24 protein-coding genes are annotated in these 18,357 nt (G+C 73.8%); 17 read left to right on the forward strand and 7 right to left on the reverse strand.

Annotated features, from left to right (window positions below):
* Positions 1-6 precede the first annotated feature (6 nt).
* The 5 genes from CO540_RS22220 (at position 7) to CO540_RS22235 (ending at position 3,273) form a co-directional block, all read left to right on the forward strand.
* On the forward strand, positions 7-789 hold the full coding sequence (locus CO540_RS22220; RefSeq protein WP_099163509.1) for a DUF2993 domain-containing protein: 783 nt from the start codon (positions 7-9) through the stop codon (positions 787-789).
* A 61-nt stretch (positions 790-850) separates the two neighbouring features.
* On the forward strand, positions 851-928 hold the full coding sequence (locus tag CO540_RS31375; RefSeq protein ID WP_310503780.1) for an Ms5788A family Cys-rich leader peptide: 78 nt from the start codon (positions 851-853) through the stop codon (positions 926-928).
* Positions 929-1,124: 196 nt separating this feature from the next.
* The gene (locus tag CO540_RS22225; protein WP_091569166.1) at positions 1,125-1,973 is read left to right on the forward strand and encodes a sulfurtransferase; all 849 of its coding nucleotides are present in this window, start codon (positions 1,125-1,127) and stop codon (positions 1,971-1,973) included.
* Position 1,974: 1 nt separating this feature from the next.
* Complete coding sequence (locus CO540_RS22230; RefSeq protein WP_091569169.1) at positions 1,975-2,307, forward strand: DUF1416 domain-containing protein; 333 nt, start codon at positions 1,975-1,977, stop codon at positions 2,305-2,307.
* A gap of 117 nt (positions 2,308-2,424) precedes the next feature.
* Positions 2,425-3,273, forward strand: coding sequence for a hypothetical protein (locus CO540_RS22235; protein WP_099163510.1), 849 nt, complete (start codon positions 2,425-2,427; stop codon positions 3,271-3,273).
* A gap of 6 nt (positions 3,274-3,279) precedes the next feature.
* Here the strand turns inward: CO540_RS22235 and CO540_RS22240 are convergent, their stop codons facing one another.
* The 3 genes from CO540_RS22240 to CO540_RS22250 form a co-directional block, all read right to left on the reverse strand.
* Positions 3,280-5,340, reverse strand: a complete 2,061-nt coding sequence (locus tag CO540_RS22240) for a glycogen debranching N-terminal domain-containing protein (RefSeq protein WP_099163511.1) — start codon at positions 5,338-5,340, stop codon at positions 3,280-3,282.
* The gene (locus CO540_RS22245; protein WP_099163512.1) at positions 5,337-5,720 is read right to left on the reverse strand and encodes an SCP2 sterol-binding domain-containing protein; all 384 of its coding nucleotides are present in this window, start codon (positions 5,718-5,720) and stop codon (positions 5,337-5,339) included. Before CO540_RS22245 ends, CO540_RS22240 begins: the two co-directional genes overlap by 4 nt.
* Before the next feature lie 80 nt (positions 5,721-5,800).
* Positions 5,801-6,175 (reverse strand): DsrE family protein, encoded by a 375-nt coding sequence (locus CO540_RS22250; RefSeq protein WP_091569179.1) that lies wholly within the window; start codon positions 6,173-6,175, stop codon positions 5,801-5,803.
* A gap of 12 nt (positions 6,176-6,187) precedes the next feature.
* Between CO540_RS22250 and mtfM the strand changes: the two genes are divergently transcribed.
* Both mtfM and CO540_RS22255 read left to right on the forward strand, forming a co-directional pair.
* Positions 6,188-6,292 (forward strand): small membrane protein MtfM, encoded by a 105-nt coding sequence (mtfM, locus tag CO540_RS31225; RefSeq protein ID WP_013288813.1) that lies wholly within the window; start codon positions 6,188-6,190, stop codon positions 6,290-6,292.
* Positions 6,258-6,884 carry an FABP family protein gene (locus CO540_RS22255; protein WP_099163513.1) on the forward strand — a complete coding sequence of 209 codons (627 nt, stop codon included), beginning with the start codon at positions 6,258-6,260 and terminating at the stop codon, positions 6,882-6,884. Before mtfM ends, CO540_RS22255 begins: the two co-directional genes overlap by 35 nt.
* 68 nt (positions 6,885-6,952) lie before the next feature.
* On the opposite strand, the gene CO540_RS22260 is transcribed toward CO540_RS22255, so the two are convergent.
* Positions 6,953-7,813, reverse strand: a complete 861-nt coding sequence (locus tag CO540_RS22260; protein ID WP_099163514.1) for an aminotransferase class IV — start codon at positions 7,811-7,813, stop codon at positions 6,953-6,955.
* A 91-nt stretch (positions 7,814-7,904) separates the two neighbouring features.
* Between CO540_RS22260 and CO540_RS22265 the strand changes: the two genes are divergently transcribed.
* From CO540_RS22265 to CO540_RS22280, 4 genes are all read left to right on the forward strand, one after another.
* Entirely contained in the window at positions 7,905-8,312 is a 408-nt protein-coding gene (locus CO540_RS22265; RefSeq protein WP_091569188.1) for a Fur family transcriptional regulator, read from the forward strand.
* Complete coding sequence (locus CO540_RS22270; protein WP_099163515.1) at positions 8,309-9,421, forward strand: folate-binding protein YgfZ; 1,113 nt, start codon at positions 8,309-8,311, stop codon at positions 9,419-9,421. Before CO540_RS22265 ends, CO540_RS22270 begins: the two co-directional genes overlap by 4 nt.
* 111 nt (positions 9,422-9,532) lie before the next feature.
* Positions 9,533-10,360: a 3-keto-5-aminohexanoate cleavage protein gene (locus CO540_RS22275; RefSeq protein WP_099163516.1), complete on the forward strand. Its 828-nt coding sequence runs from the start codon at positions 9,533-9,535 to the stop codon at positions 10,358-10,360.
* A 94-nt stretch (positions 10,361-10,454) separates the two neighbouring features.
* Positions 10,455-11,414 carry an asparaginase gene (locus tag CO540_RS22280; protein ID WP_099163517.1) on the forward strand — a complete coding sequence of 320 codons (960 nt, stop codon included), beginning with the start codon at positions 10,455-10,457 and terminating at the stop codon, positions 11,412-11,414.
* 12 nt (positions 11,415-11,426) lie between these two features.
* On the opposite strand, the gene CO540_RS22285 is transcribed toward CO540_RS22280, so the two are convergent.
* On the reverse strand, positions 11,427-12,224 hold the full coding sequence (locus tag CO540_RS22285; RefSeq protein WP_099164895.1) for an alpha/beta fold hydrolase: 798 nt from the start codon (positions 12,222-12,224) through the stop codon (positions 11,427-11,429).
* A 111-nt stretch (positions 12,225-12,335) separates the two neighbouring features.
* On the opposite strand from CO540_RS22285, the gene CO540_RS22290 reads away from it, so the two are divergent.
* From CO540_RS22290 to CO540_RS22310, 5 genes are all read left to right on the forward strand, one after another.
* Positions 12,336-12,935 carry a helix-turn-helix domain-containing protein gene (locus tag CO540_RS22290; protein ID WP_099163518.1) on the forward strand — a complete coding sequence of 200 codons (600 nt, stop codon included), beginning with the start codon at positions 12,336-12,338 and terminating at the stop codon, positions 12,933-12,935.
* Complete coding sequence (locus CO540_RS22295; RefSeq protein WP_099163519.1) at positions 12,932-13,600, forward strand: hypothetical protein; 669 nt, start codon at positions 12,932-12,934, stop codon at positions 13,598-13,600. The genes CO540_RS22290 and CO540_RS22295 overlap by 4 nt, the downstream gene beginning before the upstream one ends.
* Before the next feature lie 72 nt (positions 13,601-13,672).
* Positions 13,673-13,987 (forward strand): DUF2516 family protein, encoded by a 315-nt coding sequence (locus CO540_RS22300; protein WP_091569207.1) that lies wholly within the window; start codon positions 13,673-13,675, stop codon positions 13,985-13,987.
* Positions 13,984-14,871 (forward strand): alpha/beta fold hydrolase, encoded by an 888-nt coding sequence (locus tag CO540_RS22305; RefSeq protein WP_099163520.1) that lies wholly within the window; start codon positions 13,984-13,986, stop codon positions 14,869-14,871. The genes CO540_RS22300 and CO540_RS22305 overlap by 4 nt, the downstream gene beginning before the upstream one ends.
* A gap of 11 nt (positions 14,872-14,882) precedes the next feature.
* Positions 14,883-15,620 (forward strand): alanyl-tRNA editing protein, encoded by a 738-nt coding sequence (locus CO540_RS22310; RefSeq protein WP_099163521.1) that lies wholly within the window; start codon positions 14,883-14,885, stop codon positions 15,618-15,620.
* Position 15,621: 1 nt separating this feature from the next.
* Here the strand turns inward: CO540_RS22310 and CO540_RS22315 are convergent, their stop codons facing one another.
* Positions 15,622-16,371, reverse strand: coding sequence for a DNA polymerase beta superfamily protein (locus CO540_RS22315; RefSeq protein WP_371682239.1), 750 nt, complete (start codon positions 16,369-16,371; stop codon positions 15,622-15,624).
* On the opposite strand from CO540_RS22315, the gene CO540_RS22320 reads away from it, so the two are divergent.
* Complete coding sequence (locus tag CO540_RS22320; RefSeq protein WP_099163523.1) at positions 16,370-17,284, forward strand: SDR family oxidoreductase; 915 nt, start codon at positions 16,370-16,372, stop codon at positions 17,282-17,284. The genes CO540_RS22315 and CO540_RS22320 overlap by 2 nt on opposite strands.
* Here CO540_RS22320 and CO540_RS22325 read toward each other — a convergent pair.
* Positions 17,275-18,261, reverse strand: a complete 987-nt coding sequence (locus tag CO540_RS22325; RefSeq protein WP_099163524.1) for a YafY family protein — start codon at positions 18,259-18,261, stop codon at positions 17,275-17,277. The two genes, CO540_RS22320 and CO540_RS22325, sit on opposite strands and share 10 nt — an antisense overlap.
* Positions 18,262-18,357: the final 96 nt, after the last annotated feature.

Consider the following 18,357-nt stretch of genomic DNA (forward strand, 5'->3'; position numbering starts at 1 on the left):
GGCGGCGTGGCAGAGGCGTACCCGGCGGAGGGCCGGCCCCGCCGGCGGGGTCGGAAGGTGCTCATCGGATTCGTCGTCCTGCTGCTCGTGCTGGCCGGGCTGCTGGTCGTCGCCGACCGGGTGGCCGCCGGCGTGGCCGAGCGGGCGATCGCCGACCAGGTGCGCCAGGAGGTGGCGAAGCAGGACGCGCAGTCCGCCGCGCCCCAGGTCGAGGTGGGCGGCTTCCCGTTCCTGAACCAGGTTCTCGCCGGGAGGTACGAGCGCATCTCGATCCAGCTGACCGACGTGCAGGGCAACGTCCAGGGCGACGCGGTCAGCGTGCCGCGGCTGGACGTGGACGCCCGCAACGTGACCGCGTCGCTGGACACGCTCCGCTCCGGCCAGGGCGACGTGGTGGCGGAGAGCGTCGTCGGCCGGGGCACGGTCACCTACGACAGCCTGGCCAAGCTGCTGGACCGGCCCGGGCTGACGCTGGGCGAGCGCGACGGCAAGCTCGCCGTCACCGCCCCGGTGGACATCCTCGGCGTCAAGCTGACCGTCAACGGCACCGCCGACGTGACAGTGGTCGACGGCAAGGTGGCGCTGCGCTTCAACGACCTCGCCGCCGAAGGGCTGCCGAACGTGCCGCTGGCGCGGAGCCTGCTGGCCAACTACGCCAAGGGCATCTCGATCGACGTGCCGCTGCCGGAACTGCCGTTCCAGCTCAACGTTCGCAAGGTCCAGCCGACGCCGGAGGGCCTGACCGTGGACGCGGACGCGAAGAACGTGCCGATCAACTCCGCCCGCTGACGTCCCGGATGCTGGTCGGCCCGGTGCCCTGTGGCCGGGTCGGCTGGTAGTCTCCCTCCCCATGGGGACCCACCTCACCAAACGGCGCGCGGTCGACCTGTGCCGCGTGGCCACCTGCCTGTGTCGCCCCGTCATCTGACGGCGGGGCTGTCCCCGGTCGCCTGAGCGACCATCGGCACCAAGGGTCCGCAACACCCCCCTGAACGCCCGGCAGCGGCGCCGTCGCACGTACCCGTGATCCGTTCCTAGCTCTGGGTCCCGCGCGTGGTGCGACACCTAACGACCTCGATCCCCGCGCGCAGGCTCACCACCCATCCTCACCAGGGAGTGATCTGATGAGTCGCGACACCGCACTCGTCTCGGCCGAGTGGGCCGAGAAGAACCTCGACGCCCCGGGCGTCGTCTTCGTCGAGGTCGACGAGGACACCTCGGCCTACGACACCGGCCACATCGCCGGCGCGATCAAGCTCGACTGGCGGACCGACCTGCAGGACCCGATCCGTCGGGACTTCGTCAACCGGTCCCAGTTCGAGGCGCTGCTCTCCGAGCGGGGCATCGCCAACGACGACGTCGTCGTCCTCTACGGCGGCAACAACAACTGGTTCGCCGCGTACGCGTACTGGTACTTCAAGCTCTACGGCCACCGCGACGTCAAGCTGCTCGACGGCGGCCGCAAGAAGTGGGAGCTGGACGCCCGTCCGCTGGTCACCGACGCGGTCGAGCGGCCGAGGACGCAGTACGTGGCGCAGGAGCCGGACACCTCGATCCGCGCGTTCCGCGACGAGGTGGTCGACGCCATCGGCACCAAGAACCTGGTCGACGTGCGCAGCCCCGACGAGTACGCCGGCCGGCTGCTCGCCCCGGCCCACCTCCCGCAGGAGCAGGCGCAGCGGGCCGGTCACGTGCCGACCGCGATCAGCGTGCCGTGGTCCAAGGCGGCGAACGAGGACGGCACGTTCAAGTCCGACGACGAGCTGCGCAAGATCTACGCCGACGCCGGGCTGGACGACGGCAAGGAGACGATCGCCTACTGCCGCATCGGCGAGCGCTCCTCGCACACCTGGTTCGTGCTCCAGGAGCTGCTCGGGCACCGCAACGTGAAGAACTACGACGGTTCCTGGACCGAGTACGGCTCGCTGGTCGGCGTGCCGGTGGCGCTCGGTGACGAGCCCGGGGAGGCCTGACATGACCGCTCCCACCGCTCCCACCGCCGCCGGTTGCGCCGCGCCGGACCAGGCCGCCCCCCTCCCGGCCAGCCTGGACCTGGAGAAGGAAACCGTCATCACCGGCCGGGTGCTGGCCGAGTCCGGCGAGGTCGTGCCGGGTGCGTACGTCCGGCTGCTCGACTCGACCGGCGAGTTCACCGCCGAGGTGGTGACCTCGGCGGCCGGCCAGTTCCGGTTCTTCGCCGCGCCGGGCTCGTGGACCCTGCGGGCGCTCTCCCGCCACGGCAACGGCGACACCGCCGTGACCGCGGCCCGGGGGATCAACGAGGTGACCGTCGCGGTCGCCGCCTGACCCACGCTCTGACCGTGGCCCGTCACCCCACCGGGGTGACGGGCCACGAGCCGTTCCGGGGGGCGGGGGTGCCGAGGCGCGGGCGGCCGGGTCGCCGGCACGTGGCACCATGGCCCGGTGAGTGCCGTCCAGGCGGGATACGCCCCGCCCACCCCTCCCGACCGGCCCGCCGCCGGCCGGCGTCGGCTGCGCTGGCTGGTGGCCGCCACGGTGGTGTGGGCCGTGCTGCTCGCCGGGCTGACCTGGTGGTCGGTGCGCAACGACCCGCCGACGGTCAAGGAGCAGCGCTCGCTGGACCAGGCCGGCCCGGTGGTGGACCGGGCGGTCGGCGTGCTGACCGCCGCGATCGGGGCGGACGGCGTCCCGGCGCTCCTGCCGGACCGGCTGGAGCGGGGCTGCCGGGTGACGCCGCTGGACGACGGCGCGTCCCTGGAACGTGGCGTCGAGGTGGCGACCGGCGACGTCGACGTCCGGGAGGTGTTGCGTCGGGTGGCCGACCGGCTGCCGGCGCAGTGGCGCGCCGGTGTCTCGACGCTCGACGGCGAGCCGCTGCTGCGCGCCGACGCCGGGGAGTTCGTCGCGGTCGAGGGCCGGTCCGGCGGGCCGGGCCGGGTGCTGCTGACGGCCGCCACCGGCTGCCGGCCGGTCGGTGCGGGCTACCGCGCTCCCGCCGCCGACGCCGCCGCCGAGTCCGCCGCGCTGGCCCGCGCGCTGGCCCGCTGGGGCGGCGCCACCGGGCCGGTCCAGGTGCTGGCCGCGCCCTGCCCGGGCGGAGGGACCACACGGACCGCCCGCGCCGAGGCCGCCGTGGCGGCCGACCAGCCGCTCGCCCCCGCGTTCGGCGTCGGCGCCGCGCCGGTGGTGGACTCCGCCGACCGGTACGCCCGGGCGGGTGACCCGGCGGTGCTGGCCGAGCGGGTCGACGAGCGGGTCCGGGTCGCGGTCACCACCTCCTGCCCCGGCTGACCCCGCTCAGTGCCGGTGGCCCCGGTGCTCGTCGTGCGCGGTGCGGCTGCGGCCCAGGGCGTCCACCCGGCCCCACCGGCCGGGGATGTCGAGCAGCTCCACCCGGCCCATGCCCGGCGGCACGGCCGGATCGATGATCAGGTGCTCGCCCTGCGGCTCCAGCCCCAGCATCACCCGGAGCAGCAGCAGCGGCGTGCCGGCGGACCAGGCCTGCGGGCTGCACGCGGTCGGGTACTGCACCGGGTAGTCGGTGAGGCCGCGCTCGTAGCCGGCGAACGCCTCGGGGAGCCGCCCGTCGAAGTAGCGGGACGCGCTCAGCATCGACTCACAGATCCGGCCGGCCTCGTCGCGGAAGCCGTACTTCCACAGGCCCCAGGCGATGATCGAGTTGTCGAACGGCCACACGGTGCCGACGTGGTAGCCGATCGGGTTGTACCGGCCCTGGTCGTCGGCGAGCGTCCGTACCCCCCAGCCGGAGAAGAGCCGCGGTCCGAGCAGGTGCGCGGCGATCGCCGGCGCCCGGGACTCGTCGACGATGCCGCTCCACAGCAGGTGGCCGATGTTCGAGGTGAGCGCGTCCACGTGCCGCCCCTGCGGGTCCAGGGCCAACGCGTAGTACTCCCGCTCCGGGATCCAGAAGTCGCGGTTGAACCGCTCCTTGAGCGCCGCCGCCTCCCGCTCCAGCCGGTCGGCGTACGCCGGGTCGTTCCAGTGGGTGCGGGCCAGCCGGGCGCCGCGCAGCTTGGCGTCGTACGCGTACCCCTGGAGTTCGCAGGTGGCGCGGGGGAAGTCCGGCATCCGGCCGTCGGCGTAGGAGATGGAGTCCGGCGAGTCCTTCCAGCACTGGTTCGGCAGCCCGGTCTCCGGGTTGCGGCTCATGTACCAGACGTAGCCCGTGCCGAGCAGGTCCCCGTACGTGTCGAGCCAGGTCAGCGCCGCCCGGGTCTCGTACTCCAGCTGGTGGACCAGCTTCGCGTCGCCGGTCCAGCGCTCGTACTCGTCGAGCAGGATCACGAACAGCGCGCTGGTGTCGGCCGCGCCGTAGTACGGCGAGTGCGGCTGCTCCTCGAAGCCGGCGGTCTCGCCGTACCGCAGCTCGTGCAGGATCTTGCCGGGCTCCTCGTCCCGGAAGTCGTCGATCCGGCTGCCCTGGAGTCCCGCCAGCATGAGGATGGTCGGCTGGACCAGTTCGGGAAGGAACGGCAGCGCCTGGAGCGAGGTGAACATGCTGTCCCGCCCGAACAGGGTCATGAACCAGGGCAGGCCGGCGGCGACCAGCCGGACCCCGAGGGTGATCGACTCGTACCGGAGGGCGGCCAGGTCGTTCAGGCTGCGCCGGTACGCCCCGGCCAGCGGCTCGCAGTCGCAGCCCAGCTTCGGGGCGCGTTCGATGAGCGCGTTCTGCTCGGCGTGGATCTCCGACGCCGAGCGGTGCCCGCCCAGCGGCAGGGTGGCCCGGATGTCCTCGCCGCGGGCCCCGTAGATCACGGTGGCGACGTGCAGCCGGGTGGTCCACTCGCCGTGTGCCGGCACCCGGATCCGGAACGTCATCCCGTTCGAGTCGACCTCGGCCGGGGCGGTGCTGGTCACCCGGGCCTCGCGGTGGAACGCCTCGCGCCGGTAGGTGAGCCGGAGGGCGTTCTCCTCGACGGTCGGCGTGGTGCTGCCCTTCTTCTCCCGCTGGTGCTTGATCTCGAAGAGGTCGGCGAAGTCCGACCCGATCTCCAGCCGCAGGCGGAACTCCTTCTCCTGCTCGGAGTGGTTGAGCAGGGTCAGTTCCTCGTCGAAGCTGCCGCCGATCGAGCGGCTGCGGATCACCGAGACCTTCGCGTCCAGGTAGTGCGTCGGCTCGCCGGGCACCATGAAGAACCGGGTCTTGTAGGACAGCGAGTCGTCGATCGAGAGCGCGTGCAGCAGTTGGCCGTCGAGCGACAGGATCCAGGTGGAGATGAACCGGGTGTCGAAGGAGAACAGCCCGGTGGGGAAGTCGTACGACGGCTCGATGTTGCCGCGCCCGTCGCTGACCAGGAACGTGTTGCCGTCGAGGATGCTGACCCGTTCCTTCACACCGACCGCCGGGCGTGTTCTCGGGCGGTCTCCCGCGGGTCCCGCACCCCGGGCCGGTCGGGCAGGAAGCGGCGGAACAGCAGGAACAGCGCCACCTTTCCACTGAAGGTGGCCTCGTTGCGCAGCACCGCCGCCATGCCCGCCTCCTCGCCGGTGACCAGTTTCTCGAAGAGCCGGGTGGACACGGTCAGCACGGCGTCCGGCGGTCGCTGCTCCTCCCGGGTCACCTGGGCCGACCCGGGAGCGAGCGTCACGAACCAGTGCCCGGTGCGGTTGCCGTCGGTCAGGTCGATCTGCAGGGTCCCGGCTATCGGGCTGCGCAGGACGGACGCGGCCCGCGCCGGCAACGACGCGAAGAACCGCTCGGTCGCCTCACTCACATCCGAATGGTAGGCAGCCTGGGGACATGTCGGGACGGGTATCGGCTCTCAGGGCAGAATGGACAACCCGGGCGGGTTGCTCAGTAGACGAGGGCCTGCGCGCCCTCGGTCATGGCTTCCTCGACGAAGACCGCCGCGCCCGCGATCCGCACGCCGGGGATCACGTCGTCCGTGCCGATGTCGCGGCGGGCGGCGCACTGGGTGCAGGCCGTCACCCGGCCGGTGGTCAGGATGACGTGCAGCAGCTCACCCAGCGGCGCGGAGTGCGGCAGCTCGAACGACTCCGCCCGCCCGGGCAGCGCGAACCAGGTCGACTCGCCGGTGAGCCAGAGCGACACCTCCACCCCCGCCGCGGCGGCGGTGGCGGCGACGGTGAACGCCTGGGCACAGCGTTCCGGGGCGTCCGCGCCCGCGGTGGCCTTGACGACGAGAGTGCGCGCCATGGCACCCAGCATAGGATGGCCCGGATGGTTACCGAGATCGGGTTCGTCAGCCTGCTGGTCGCCGGCCTGGGCGCGCTCGCCGGTGGCCTGGTCTATGTCGCTGTGCGTATCGCAAGAGGTAAGTGGTGAATCTGTGAGTGAGAATCCGCTTCAGCCGCCATGGCTGAACGCGCCGCCGGTCGACCCGTACCCGTACGAGGAGAGCCACGACCTGCGTGTCGGTCCGAAGCTGCACCGGAGCCTGGACGGGCTGCTGCCGTACATCGGGGTGTGGCGCGGGCGGGGCCGGGGCGGGTTCCCGACGATCGAGGACTTCGACTTCGCGCAGGAGATCCGGATCAGCCACGACGGCCGGCCGTTCCTGTTCTACGAGTCGCGGGCCTGGATCCTGGACGAGCAGAGCCGTCCGGTCCGCCCGGCCGGTCGCGAGGTGGGCTGGTGGCGTCCGGTGATGGACGGCGACCGGGTCACCGACGAGCTGGAGGCGTTGATGACCACGCCGACCGGCGTGATGGAGCTGCACATCGGCAAGCGCAAGGGCACCCAGATCGAGTTCGCCACCGACGCGGTCGTCCGCACGGCCACGGCGAAGGAGGTCACCGCCGGCGCCCGCCTCTTCGGCATCGTCGAGGGCGCCCTGCTCTACGCCCAGGAGATGGCCGCCGTGGGCCAGCCCCTCAGCCCCCACCTCTCCGCCCGCCTCACCCGAGTGGCCGGCTGACCCCCGGTTCTGCGTCGATCAAGGAGTTCGCGTCGGAGTCGATCTCTCCGCTGACGCGAACTCCTTGATCACCGTGTGTCGGCGGGCCGGGGGAAGCCCAGGAGGGTGAGCAGGCGGGGGGTCAGGGGGGAGCGGGGGTGTGGGGTTCCGTCCAGGGTGCGGACCTCCGCGAGGCCGCGCAGGGAGCTGGTCAGCCAGATCGCCTCGGCGTCGCGCAGGTCGGCCACCGTGGGCAGGTGCTCGCCGGCCCCCAGGCCCAGCTCGGCCGCCCGGCCCAGCAGGTGGTGGGCGGTCACGCCGGGTAGCACCCCGGTCTGCGCCGCCGGCACCGTGAGGAGACGGCCGCCGCGCAGCCACACCACGTTGGCGGTGGGCCCCTCCAGCACGTAGCCGTCGGTCGAGAGCCAGAGCACGTCGTCCACGCCGGTCCGCCGCGCCCATCGCCGGGCGGCGGTGCTGAGCGCGTACGAGGTGGACTTCACGCCGCTCGGCAGCCACCCCAGCTCCGGGCGGGAGCGGGCGGCCACCCCGAGCGGCAGCGTGGCCACCGTCACCCCGTCCCGACGGGCCCGCCGGGCGGACGCGGGCACCTCGCCGAGCGTGGCGTACACCGTGGGCGGCCCGCCGCCCTCCGGCCCCCGGGTGCAGACCAGCCGGAGCGCGCCCTCGGTCGGCGCGGGCCAGCCGGCGCACACCGCGTGCAGCAGCTCCACCAGAACCCCGACCGGGGGCAGCGGCAGGTCGATCGCCGCCGCGCCGGCGCGCAGCCGGTCCAGGTGGGCGTCGCGCAGCCAGGGCCGGCCGTCGCGCAGGTGCAGCGTCTCGAACAGGCCGTCGCCGTGCAGGACACCCCGGTCGTCGGCGCGCAGCACCGGCTCGCCGGCCGGCACCAGCCCCCGGCCGGGCACCGCCACCCGTGTCGCCTCCACGGGCGCAGCGTAGTGGCGTACCTCGCGGCGAGCGGGACCGACGCGGCGGCCGAACTATGATCGGACGGTGTCCGAATCCTCCCTCGCGGAAATGCTCCGCTCGCGCGGGCTGCGGCTGACGGCGCAGCGGCAGCTGATCCTCCAGGCCGTCCTCGATCTGGGGCACGCCACCCCGGAGCAGGTGCACACGGCGGTCCGGGAGGTGGCGGCCGGGGTCAACATCACCACCATCTACCGCACGCTGGAACTGCTGGAACGGCTCGGTCTGGTCACGCACACCCACCTCTCGCACGGCTCGCCGACCTATCACGCGGCCGGCGAGCACCAGCACGTGCACCTGGTGTGCCGGGAGTGCGGGGCGATCGACGAGATCTCCCCGGAGATGCTCCGACCGCTCGCCGACCAGTTGGCCGGGCAGCGCGGGTTCCAGGTCGACATCGGGCACGTCGCGCTCTTCGGGGTCTGCGGTCGGTGCGCACAGGACGGGGACAACAAATGATCGACATCGCGGGCGCGGTGGCCGCCGACGCCATCGACGAGGAGACCCGGGACCAGCCCGAGCCGGCCCACCGGGCGGCCGGGGTCGGGCCGGTGGTCGCCCACTACGGCGACCCGATGCGCGAGCAGCGCGTGCTGGCCACCGGCGTCGGGCTGGTGGACCGCTCGCACCGGGGCGTGATCGCCGTGCCGGGCGAGGAGCGGATCGGCTGGCTGCACACGCTGACCAGCCAGCACCTGGCCGCGCTGGCCCCCTGGCAGGGCACCGAGCTGCTGGTGCTCTCGCCGCACGGGCACGTCGAGCAGCACGCGATGGTCGCCGACGACGGCGAGACCACCTGGCTGGACACCGAGCCGGGGACGACCGGCGGACTCCTGTCCTACCTGGAGCGGATGCGCTTCTTCAGCAAGGTCGACCCCCGCGACGCCACCGCCGACCACGCGTTGCTCTCGCTGGTCGGCCCGGAGGCCGCCGGCGCGCTCGACACGCTGGGCGTCACCGGGCTGGCCGCCCCCGACGTGATCGGGGTGCCGGGTCCGAAGTTCCGCTCCGGCGAGCTGCCCGCGCGGCCCTCCGTGGTGTACGACGTGAAGCCGCTGCCGGTGGGCGGGTGGGCCCGGCGGGTGGCGCTCGGCGTCGACCTGCTGGTGCCCCGGCCGGCCATGGCGCAGGTGGTGGCCGAGTTGCGGGGCGCCGGCGTGCCGGTGGCCGGGTTGTGGGCGTACGAGGCGATCCGGGTGGCCGCCCGGCGGGCCCGGGCCGGCGTGGACACCGACCACCGCACCATCCCCGCCGAGGTCGACCTGATCGCCCCGGCGGTGCACCTGGACAAGGGTTGCTACCGGGGGCAGGAGACGGTGGCCCGGGTGCACAACCTGGGCAAGCCGCCCCGCCGGCTCGTGCTGCTGCACCTGGACGGCGTGGCCAGCGACCAGCCGCCGGTCGCCGGTACGCCGGTGACGGTCGACGGGCGGACCGTCGGCTTCGTCGGCACCGCGGTGCACCACTTCGAGTTGGGCCAGATCGCGCTCGCCGTGGTGAAGCGCAACACGCCCGACGACGCCCGCCTGATGGTCGGCGAGAGCGCGGCCGCCATCGACGCCGTGTAAGGAAGGGCCCCCGCTTAACGCCTCCGGTAGAGGAAGGGCCCCTGCTTAACGCCTCTCGCGCCGGAAAATCTTCGGTCGACCCGGCAGTGGGCGGGGGTCTAGGATCCGGGCATGACGACAGGGACGTTGATCACGGTTGCCCCCACCGGCGCGGAGTCGGCCAAGGCGGAGGTGCCGGCGCTGCCGGTGACGCTCGACGAGCTGGTGCTGACCGCCAAGGAGTGCGAGGCGCTCGGCGCGGCCGTGATCCACGTCCACATCCGCGACGACGAGGCGCGGCCCACGCTCGACCAGGGCCGGCTGCGGGCCACCGTGGCGGCGCTGCGGGAGAACACCGACCTGATCGTGCAGCTCTCCTCCGGCGGCGCGGTGACCGACCCGGAGGCCGCCCGCCTCGCCGTGCTCGACGCCGGGCCGGACATGGCCTCCTGCACCATGGGCACCGTCAACTTCGGCGACGACGTCTTCCTCAACCGCTGGGAGTTCATCGTCGACCTGCACACCCGGATGCAGGAGCGGGGCGTCGTCCCCGAGTACGAGATCTTCGACCTCGGTCATCTCACCGCGTTGCAGCGGCTGCTCGGCAAGTACGGCCTGCCGCACGGCGGACACGTGCACGTGGACTTCGTCATGGGTGTGCCGGGCGGCATGCCGGGCACCACCGCCACCCTGGTGGCGGCCCAGCAGATGCTGCGCGACCTGCCCGAGGGCACCACGTTCTCGGCCACCGGCATTGGGCGCAGCACCATCCCGGTGATGCTCGCCTCGCTGTCCACCGGCGGCCACCTCCGGGTCGGCATGGAGGACACGGTCACGTACGCCAAGGGCCGGCCGGTGGAGTCCAACATGCAGCTCGTCGCGCGCGCCGTCGGTTTCGCCCAGCTCGCCCAGCGCCCGCCGCTGACCACCGCCGAGGCCCGAACGCTGCTCGGCGTGTAAGTGGCACACGAGCACCCGCCCTTGTACGCCCGAAGCTGACGTCGCAGCTCACCCCCGTGTCGGACGGGCCCGCCCCGTCGGTACCGTCCATCTCGTGGGAAAGACGTACGAGGGCGGCGTGCCGCTCGCCGAGGTGGTCCGGTCCGGTTTCGTGGAGGGCGTCCACCGTGGCTCCGTGGTGGTGCTCGACGGCGCCGGCGCGCCGGTCGCCGGCGCCGGTGACGTCACCTCGCCGATCTTTCCCCGGTCGTCGAACAAGCCGATGCAGGCGGTCGGCATGCTCCGGGCCGGGCTGCCGCTGACCGACCCGGCCGACGTGGCGCTGGTCGCCGCGAGCCACGCCGGGGAGGAGTTCCACCTCGAACGGGTCGCCGCCCTGCTGCGCCGCGCCGACCTGACCGAGGAGGCGTTGCACTGCCCGCCGGAACTGCCGGTCGGCGAGGCCGCCCGGGAGGCGGTGCTGCGTGCCGGCGGCGGGCCGGCGCGGGTGTCGATGAACTGCTCCGGCAAGCACAGCGGCATGCTGCTCACCTGCCTGGCCGCCGGGTGGCCGCTGGACGGCTACTGGCGGCCGGAGCACCCGCTCCAGCGGCGCCTGACCGCGACCGTGGAGGAGTTCACCGGGGAGCGGGCGGCGGCGGTCGGGGTGGACGGCTGCGGCGCGCCGGTGCTCGCCGTCTCGCTGACCGGGCTGGCGCGGGCCTTCCTGCGGCTGGTCACCGCCGAGCCGGGCACGGTGGAGCGGACCGTGGCGGACGCGATGCGGGCGTACCCGGAGCTGGTCGGCGGCACCCAGGCGGACGACACCCGGCTGATGCGCGGCGTACCCGGGTTGCTGGCCAAGGTGGGCGCGGAGGGTGTCATCGCGGCGGCGGTCCCGGGCGTCGGCGCGGTCGCCCTGAAGATCGACGATGGCGCGTCCCGCCCCCGCATGCCGGTCCTGACCTCGGCGCTGCGTCGCCTGGACGTCGAGGCGCCGATCCTGACCGAGTACACCGAGATCCCCCTGCTCGGCGGCGGCCTCCCGGTCGGCGCCGTCCGCCCCCTCTGGTGACCCCGCCGGGGGTCAGGGAAGGAAGGACAGCAGCGCCTCATTGACGGGGGCGGGGCGCTCCAGGGGGAGCAGGTGGGCGGCGTCGGGGACGTCGGGGAGACGCGTGCCGTGGGGGGCCTCGTCGGCGATGCGGTCGGCCAGTCGGCGGATGTCCGCCAGATCGTCCGCCCCGGCCGCGGTCAGCACGGGCATGCGCAGCTCGCCCAGACGGTCGACGGCCGGCGGGTCCAGCTCCTCCACCTCGATCGCGCTGAGCGCCTGCTCGGCGGCGAGCGCCCGACGGTCCATCTCCTCGGCGAACCGGATCAGCTCGGGGTCGACGTCGGCCGGCTCGCGGGTCGGGCCGACCACCCAGAACCGCACCTCGCCAGCGGCGGTGGCGGCGAAGTCCTCCGGGTCCACGTCGCCGACCAGGTCCTCCCAGAGCCGCTCGGTCTCCTCGGACCACTCGTTGCCGGATACCGGGGCGCCGAAGAGGGCCAACGCGCTCACCCGCTCCGGGTGGGCCAGCGCGGTGTCCACCGCGACCCGGCCGCCGAACGAGCATCCGACCAGCGCGGCGCGCTCGACGCCCAGCGCGTCCAGCAGGCCGACCAGGTCGTCGTGGTGGGCGAACGGGGTGGTCGGCAGCGTCGACTCGCCGTAGCCGCGCAGGTCCAGGGCGATCACCCGGTGCCGGGCGGCCAGCGCCGGCACCTGGCCGCGCCACATCCGCCGGTCCGCGATGCCGGCGTGCACCAGGACGACGACGCTGCCGCTGCCGGCCTCGTCGTACGCGATCTCGGCGCCGTTGACTTCGATCTTGGTCACGAGGGAACGGTACGGACCGGACACCGGGACCGCAACAGCCCCCGGGTGACTTCGCTAACTCTGGCTAGCGTTTTGCTTGCAGCAGCTAGCAGGCCGGGTTAGCGTGGAGTCATGGCCACCAGCAAGGACCTTCCCGATGTCGGCGGGTTCATTCGCGACCTGCGACGCAACGCGAAGATCTCGCTGCGTCAGCTCGCCGAGCAGGCCGGCGTCAGCAATCCCTACCTGAGCCAGATCGAGCGCGGGCTGCGCAAGCCGAGCGCCGAGGTGCTCCAGCAGCTCGCCAGCGCGCTGCGGGTCTCCACGCCGGCCATGTACCTGCGGGCCGGGCTGCTGGACGACAAGGAGGGGCAGGGCGTGCTCGCGGCGATCGCCGTCGACCCTGAGCTGACCATGGCCCAGAAGCAGTCGCTCACCCAGATCTACGAGACGTTCCGCCGCGAGAACGCGCGCCTGGCCGAGGCGACCGGCGCCGACCGGGCGGCGGAACCCGCCGAGCCGGCGGCCGCCCCGGAGGCCCCGGCCACCGTCGCGCCGGCCGCGACCGGCCCCGTCACGCCGGAGGGCACCCCGACCGAGGCGGTCCTCGAGTCGGTCGCCGTCACCGAAGCGGGCCCCGCGCCCGCCCCGACCACCGCCGCCAACGAGCGCACGACCGCCCGCCGGGCGGCCCGGAAGGCCGCCGCCGCGGCCGAAGAGGAGCAGTCATGACCCAGCCGAAGACCAACCGCATCCCCGCCCCCCTCTACGCCGCCGCCGGCGCCGGCGAGCTGGCCATCGAGCAGCTGCGCAAGCTGCCCACCGTGGTCAGCGGCCTCGGCACCCGGGTCGTCGCCGACCTCGGTGGCAAGGCCGTCGTGACCGGCGTCGAGCTGCGCCAGAAGGCGACCGACACGCTCAAGACCGCCAACCTGACCGCCACCGGGCTGCGCGAACGGGCCGGCTCCGCCGACCTGGACCAGCTCCGCGAGGCGGCCAACCTGGACAAGCTCCGCGAGGCCGCCACCCGCAACGCCGCCGCCGTGGTCGCCGGCGCGTACGCCGCGCAGGAGCGGGCCCTGGCCGCGTACGCCGAGCTGGTCGCCCGGGGTGAGCGCGTCGTCGGCGCCGGTGTGCTGGAGGCCGCCGACACGGTGAACGCCGACATCGAGGCGACCGAGACCACGCCGGCCCCCGCCACCACGGCGGACGCCGCGCCGAAGACCGAGGTGCCCAGCCCGGCCGAGGTGGCCGAGGCGGTGGCCGCCCAGCCGGCCGCCGTCAAGCGGACCCGCGCCACCAAGGCGACCGCCACCAAGGCCTCCGCCGCCAAGCCGGCCACGCCGTCGGCGAAGCTGCCGAAGGCCACGAAGCGGACCCGCCCGACCGCCGAGTGACCCCTGGCCCCACCGAGACCCCGGACAGCGTCCTGTCGGACGTTTCCGGGGTCTCGGCATAAGCTTGCCGGCATGGCCTACGCCGCGCCGATCTTCGCGTTCGAAGTCCGCTCCGTGATCGAGCTGATCCTGCTCGTCTTCGCCCTGGTCATCCAGGGTGTGGCCCTGGTGCACGCGGTCACCCAGCGGGGCGACGGCTTCGCCGCGCTCGGCACCCTGCCCAAGGGCGGCTGGGTCGCGATCCTGGCGGTCTGCCTGCTGCTGACCCTGCTCGGCTTCGGCCCGATCAGCCTCTTCGGACTGATCGGCATCGCGGCCGGTCTCATCTACTGGCTCGACGTGCGGCCCGGCCTGCGGGACCTGCACGACGGCCGAGGGTCCTGGTGAGAGGTTTCCGCTGGCCCCCACCGCCGGACGGCGGTCCCCGCACCTGGGGTCCCGGCCCGGGTGGGCCGCGCACCGGGCGGCCCGCCCTGCCCGAGCCGGAGACGGACCTGGTCGCCACCCCGCACGGCGTGAGCCTGGAACGACTGGTCACCGGCACCGGCGACCCGGTGACCGTGTTCGCGCACGGGCTGGGCAACGGCATCGCCACCACCCGACCGTTCGGCAGTGGCGTCACCGGGCGGCGGATCTTCTTCCAGTTCCGCGGCCACGGCCGCTCGGACTCACCGCCCGGGACGTGGACCTACCTCGACCTGGCCCGTGACCTGCGGGCCGTCGCCGACCTCGGCGGGGCCACCCGCGCGTTCGGCGCCAGCCTCGGCGCCGGCGCGCTCTGCCGGTTGCTCGCCGAGAGCCCGGAACGCTTCGAGAAGCTCGTCTTCTTCCTGCCCGCCGTGCTGGACACCCCGCGCGGCGAGGCGGCCCGCGCCCGACTCACCGGCCTGCTCGACGCGGTTGCCGACGGCGACGCCTCGGCGCTGGCCGACGTGGTGTCGCTGGAACTGCCGCCGTCGGTGCGCAACACCCCGGCCGGTTGGGCCTACCTGCGGCAGCGGCTCGACCAACTGCTGCGCGACGGGCTGGCGCCCGGGCTGGCCGGCCTGCCCGAGCAGTCCCCGCTGACCGATTCCGGCGCGCTCGCCGCGGTCACCGCCCCGGCCCTGGTCATCGGCTGCCAGGGCGACGACCTGCACCCGGCCGCCGTCGCCGAGCAGTTGGCCGCCGCGCTGCCCCACGCCACCCTGCACGTGTACGACCGGCCCGGCTTCGCCTGGACCGAACGCGCCGACCTGCGGGAGCGCATCTCGACGTTCCTCAACGGGTAACGTCGCCTGCCATGGGCGTCACTCATCACGGCCGTACGCACCGCCTCGACCTCGCCGACCCCACGCTGCGCGAGTGGACGTGCCGGGTGCTGGCGGCCGACCCCGAGCAGGGCGTCGTGCTGGACCGGTCCGCGTTCTACCCGGGCGGCGGCGGGCAGCCGCCGGACCACGGGGTGCTGCTCTGGCAGGGCGTGCAGACCCGGATCGTGGGCACCCGCAAGGGTGACGACCTGTGGCTGGTTCCGGCCGAAGGAGACCCGTTGCCGCCGGTTGGCACCGAGGTGACCGGCGCGGTGGAGGACGCCCGGCGGACCATGCTGATGCGCACCCACTCCGGGCTGCACGTGCTCTGCGGCGTGGTGTTCCGGGACTTCGGCGCGTTGGTCACCGGCGGAAATATGGATGTTGGGGAGGCGAGAATGGACTTCAACCTCCCCGAGGTGCCGCCCGACTTCAAGACCCGCATCGAGGAACTGGTCAACGCCGAGGTGGCCGCCGACCGCTCGGTCGCCGTCCGGGTCCTGCCCCGCGCCGACGCGCTGGCCCTGCCGGACATCATCCGCACCCAGTCCAACCTGATCCCGCCGGACGAGCAGGAGGTGCGGATCGTCGACATCGTCGGGCTGGACGTGCAGGCCGATGGCGGCACCCACGTCGCCTCCACCGCCCAGATCGGCAAGGTCCAGGTGGTCAAGGTGGAGAGCAAGGGACGGGCCAACCGCCGGGTCCGGGTCCGGCTCGCGGACTGACTCAGCCGGGCAGGTGCGCCGCCCGGACGTCGAGCAGCCAGCGTTCCGCCGTTTCCTCGTCCGGTCGTTCCGGCAGCGGCGAACGCACCCGGGCGAACTCGGCCTCGGCGTCGGCCACCAGGGCCTGTGCCTCGCCCAGCGCGCCGCCGGCCACCCGCTCGCCGAACGCCCGGAACCAGCCCGGGTCGGCGAGCCGGATCTCCAGCACCCCGGTCGCGTAGAGCACCCGGCCCTGGTGCAGCAGCCGGGCCAGGTGGCGGGCGTGCTTCGCCGAGCGCCGCCGGCCGCCGACGTCCGGCGGGGCGGTGGTGAGCTTGCGGAACTGCTGCGAGGCGTAGCCGAGGTAGGCGTCCCGGACCCGGGAGGCGCTGAGGAACGCCGAGCGGATGGCGATCAGCCGCTCGCCGAGGTCGGTGCGGGTCTCGTAGCAGTCGTCCGGCAGCCACATCAGCTCGGTGGCGGTCGGGTTGCCGCTCAACGCCAGCAGCGCGTACTTGCGCGCCTCGTGCAGCGTGACGTCCGGGTCGGTGGTCACCACCGACTCCCGGGGCGGGTGCAGGCCGTGGAACGCGACCGTGGGCGCGGCGAAGACGCCGATCCGGTCGGTGTCCGAGCCCGGCCCGGCCAGCCCGTACGCGACCGAGCCGACGATCCCGGAGAGCAGCAGGTGCATGCCGTCATGATCGCCGATACGGCGCGATCGGGAAAACCGGACTTCGGCTGTCAGGTATCGGTGACACGGTGGTCGCATGAACTCACCACTGACCGGAAAGGTGGCGCTCGTCGCCGGCGCGACCCGGGGCGCCGGCCGGCAGATCGCCGTCCAGCTCGGCGCCGCCGGGGCCACCGTCTACGCCACCGGCCGCACCACCCGGGACCGCCGCTCGGAGATGGACCGGCCGGAGACCATCGAGGAGACCGCCGAGCTGGTCACCGCCGCCGGCGGCACCGGCATCGCGGTCGCGGTCGACCACCTCGACCCCGCGCAGGTACGCGCCCTGGTCGAGCGGATCGACGCCGAACAGGGCCGCCTCGACGTGCTGGTCAACGACATCTGGGGTGCCGACCCGCTGATCACCTGGGAGAAGCCGGTCTGGGAGCAGCCCCTCGACGCCGGCTTCCGCACGTTGCGGCTGGCCGTCGACACCCACATCATCACCAGTCACTTCGCACTGCCGCTGCTGATCCGCAACCCGGGCGGGCTGGTCGTCGAGATCGGCGACGGCACCAAGGAGTACAACGACGGCGAGTACCGCCTGTCGGTCTTCTACGACCTGGCCAAGGTCTCGGTGAACCGGCTCGGCTTCAGCCAGGGGCACGAGCTGGCCCCGTACGGCTGCACCGCCGTCGCGCTGACGCCCGGCTGGCTGCGCTCCGAGGCGATGCTGGAGCACTTCGGCGTCACCGAGGCGACCTGGCGCGACGGCGCGAAGACCGAGCCGCACTTCGTCATGTCCGAGACGCCGGCGTTCGTCGGGCGGGCGGTCGCCGCGCTCGCCGCCGACCCGGACCGGGCCCGCTGGAACGGCCAGTCGCTGGACAGCGGTGGTCTGGCCCAGGTGTACGGCTTCACCGACCTCGACGGCACCCGCCCGCACTGGGCCCGCTACCACGAGGAGGTGGTCAAGCCGGGTCGGCCGGCCGACGACGCCGGCTACCGCTGACCGGGCTCGTCCGCGTAGAGCGCCGCCGCGCGGCGGGCCGCCTCGGCGAACCGGGCCCGCAGCTGCGGCGGCGCGAGCACCTCGACCTCGGGGCCGAGCGCCAGCAGTTGGGCGTACGCCACATCGGCCGACTCGACGGGCAGCCGGAGCACCAGCCGGCCCCGCTCGTCGGGCCGGCCGGCCGCGGCGACCGCCTCCTCGTAGACGAACGGCGCGTCCACCAGGTGGCGCAGCACTCGCAGGCCGGCCGGGCCGAGCCGCACCGTGACCCGCTCCCGCAGCAGTTCGCGCAGGAACGCGCCGGCCTGCTCCCGCCAGTACGCCCCGAGGTCGAAGCTCTCGTCCCGGTCGAAGCCCTCCGCGCCCACCTCGACGTCGACCACCCGGTCCACCCGGTACGTCCGCCAGCCGTCGCCGACCCGTCCGACCAGATACCAGACCCCGTTCTTCAGCACCAGCCCGTACGGCGCGAGCGCGCGGGTCACCTCCCGGTCCCCGCGCCGGTAGCGCAGCTCGACCGTCCGGTCCCGCCACACGGCCCGGGCCAGCTCGGCCAGCCGGGGCGGCGGCGCGGTCTCCCGGAACCAGCCCGGCACGTCCAGGTGGAACCGCTGCCCGGTCCGCGCGGGCGCGTCGCGCAGGCTCGGCGGCAGCGCGGCCAGCACCTTCAGCTCGGCGGCCGCCACCGCGTCGGCGAGGCCCATGTCCCCGGCCGGCCCGGGCAGGCCGGCGAGAAACAGCGCCTCGGCCTCGTCCCGGCTCAGCCCGGTCAGCCGGGTCCGGTAGCCGCCGAGCAGCCGGTAGCCGCCGGCCCGGCCCCGGTCGGCGTAGACCGGGACACCGGCGGCGGAGAGCGCCAGCACGTCGCGGTAGACGGTGCGCTCGGACACCTCCAGCTCGCGGGCCAGCTCGGCGGCCGTCATCGTCTCCCTTGACTGGAGCAGCAGCACCAACGAGATCAGCCGCGACGCACGCACCCCCCATTGTGTAAGGAAGGGCCCCCTCTTAACGCATACGGATTGGAGGGGGCCCTTCCTAACACCCGGGCGGCGTGCGGCGGCGCACTAGGCTGT

Origin of the sequence: Micromonospora sp. WMMA2032 (genome assembly GCF_002688545.1) — a bacterium.
Lineage (GTDB): Bacteria > Actinomycetota > Actinomycetes > Mycobacteriales > Micromonosporaceae > Micromonospora > Micromonospora sediminicola.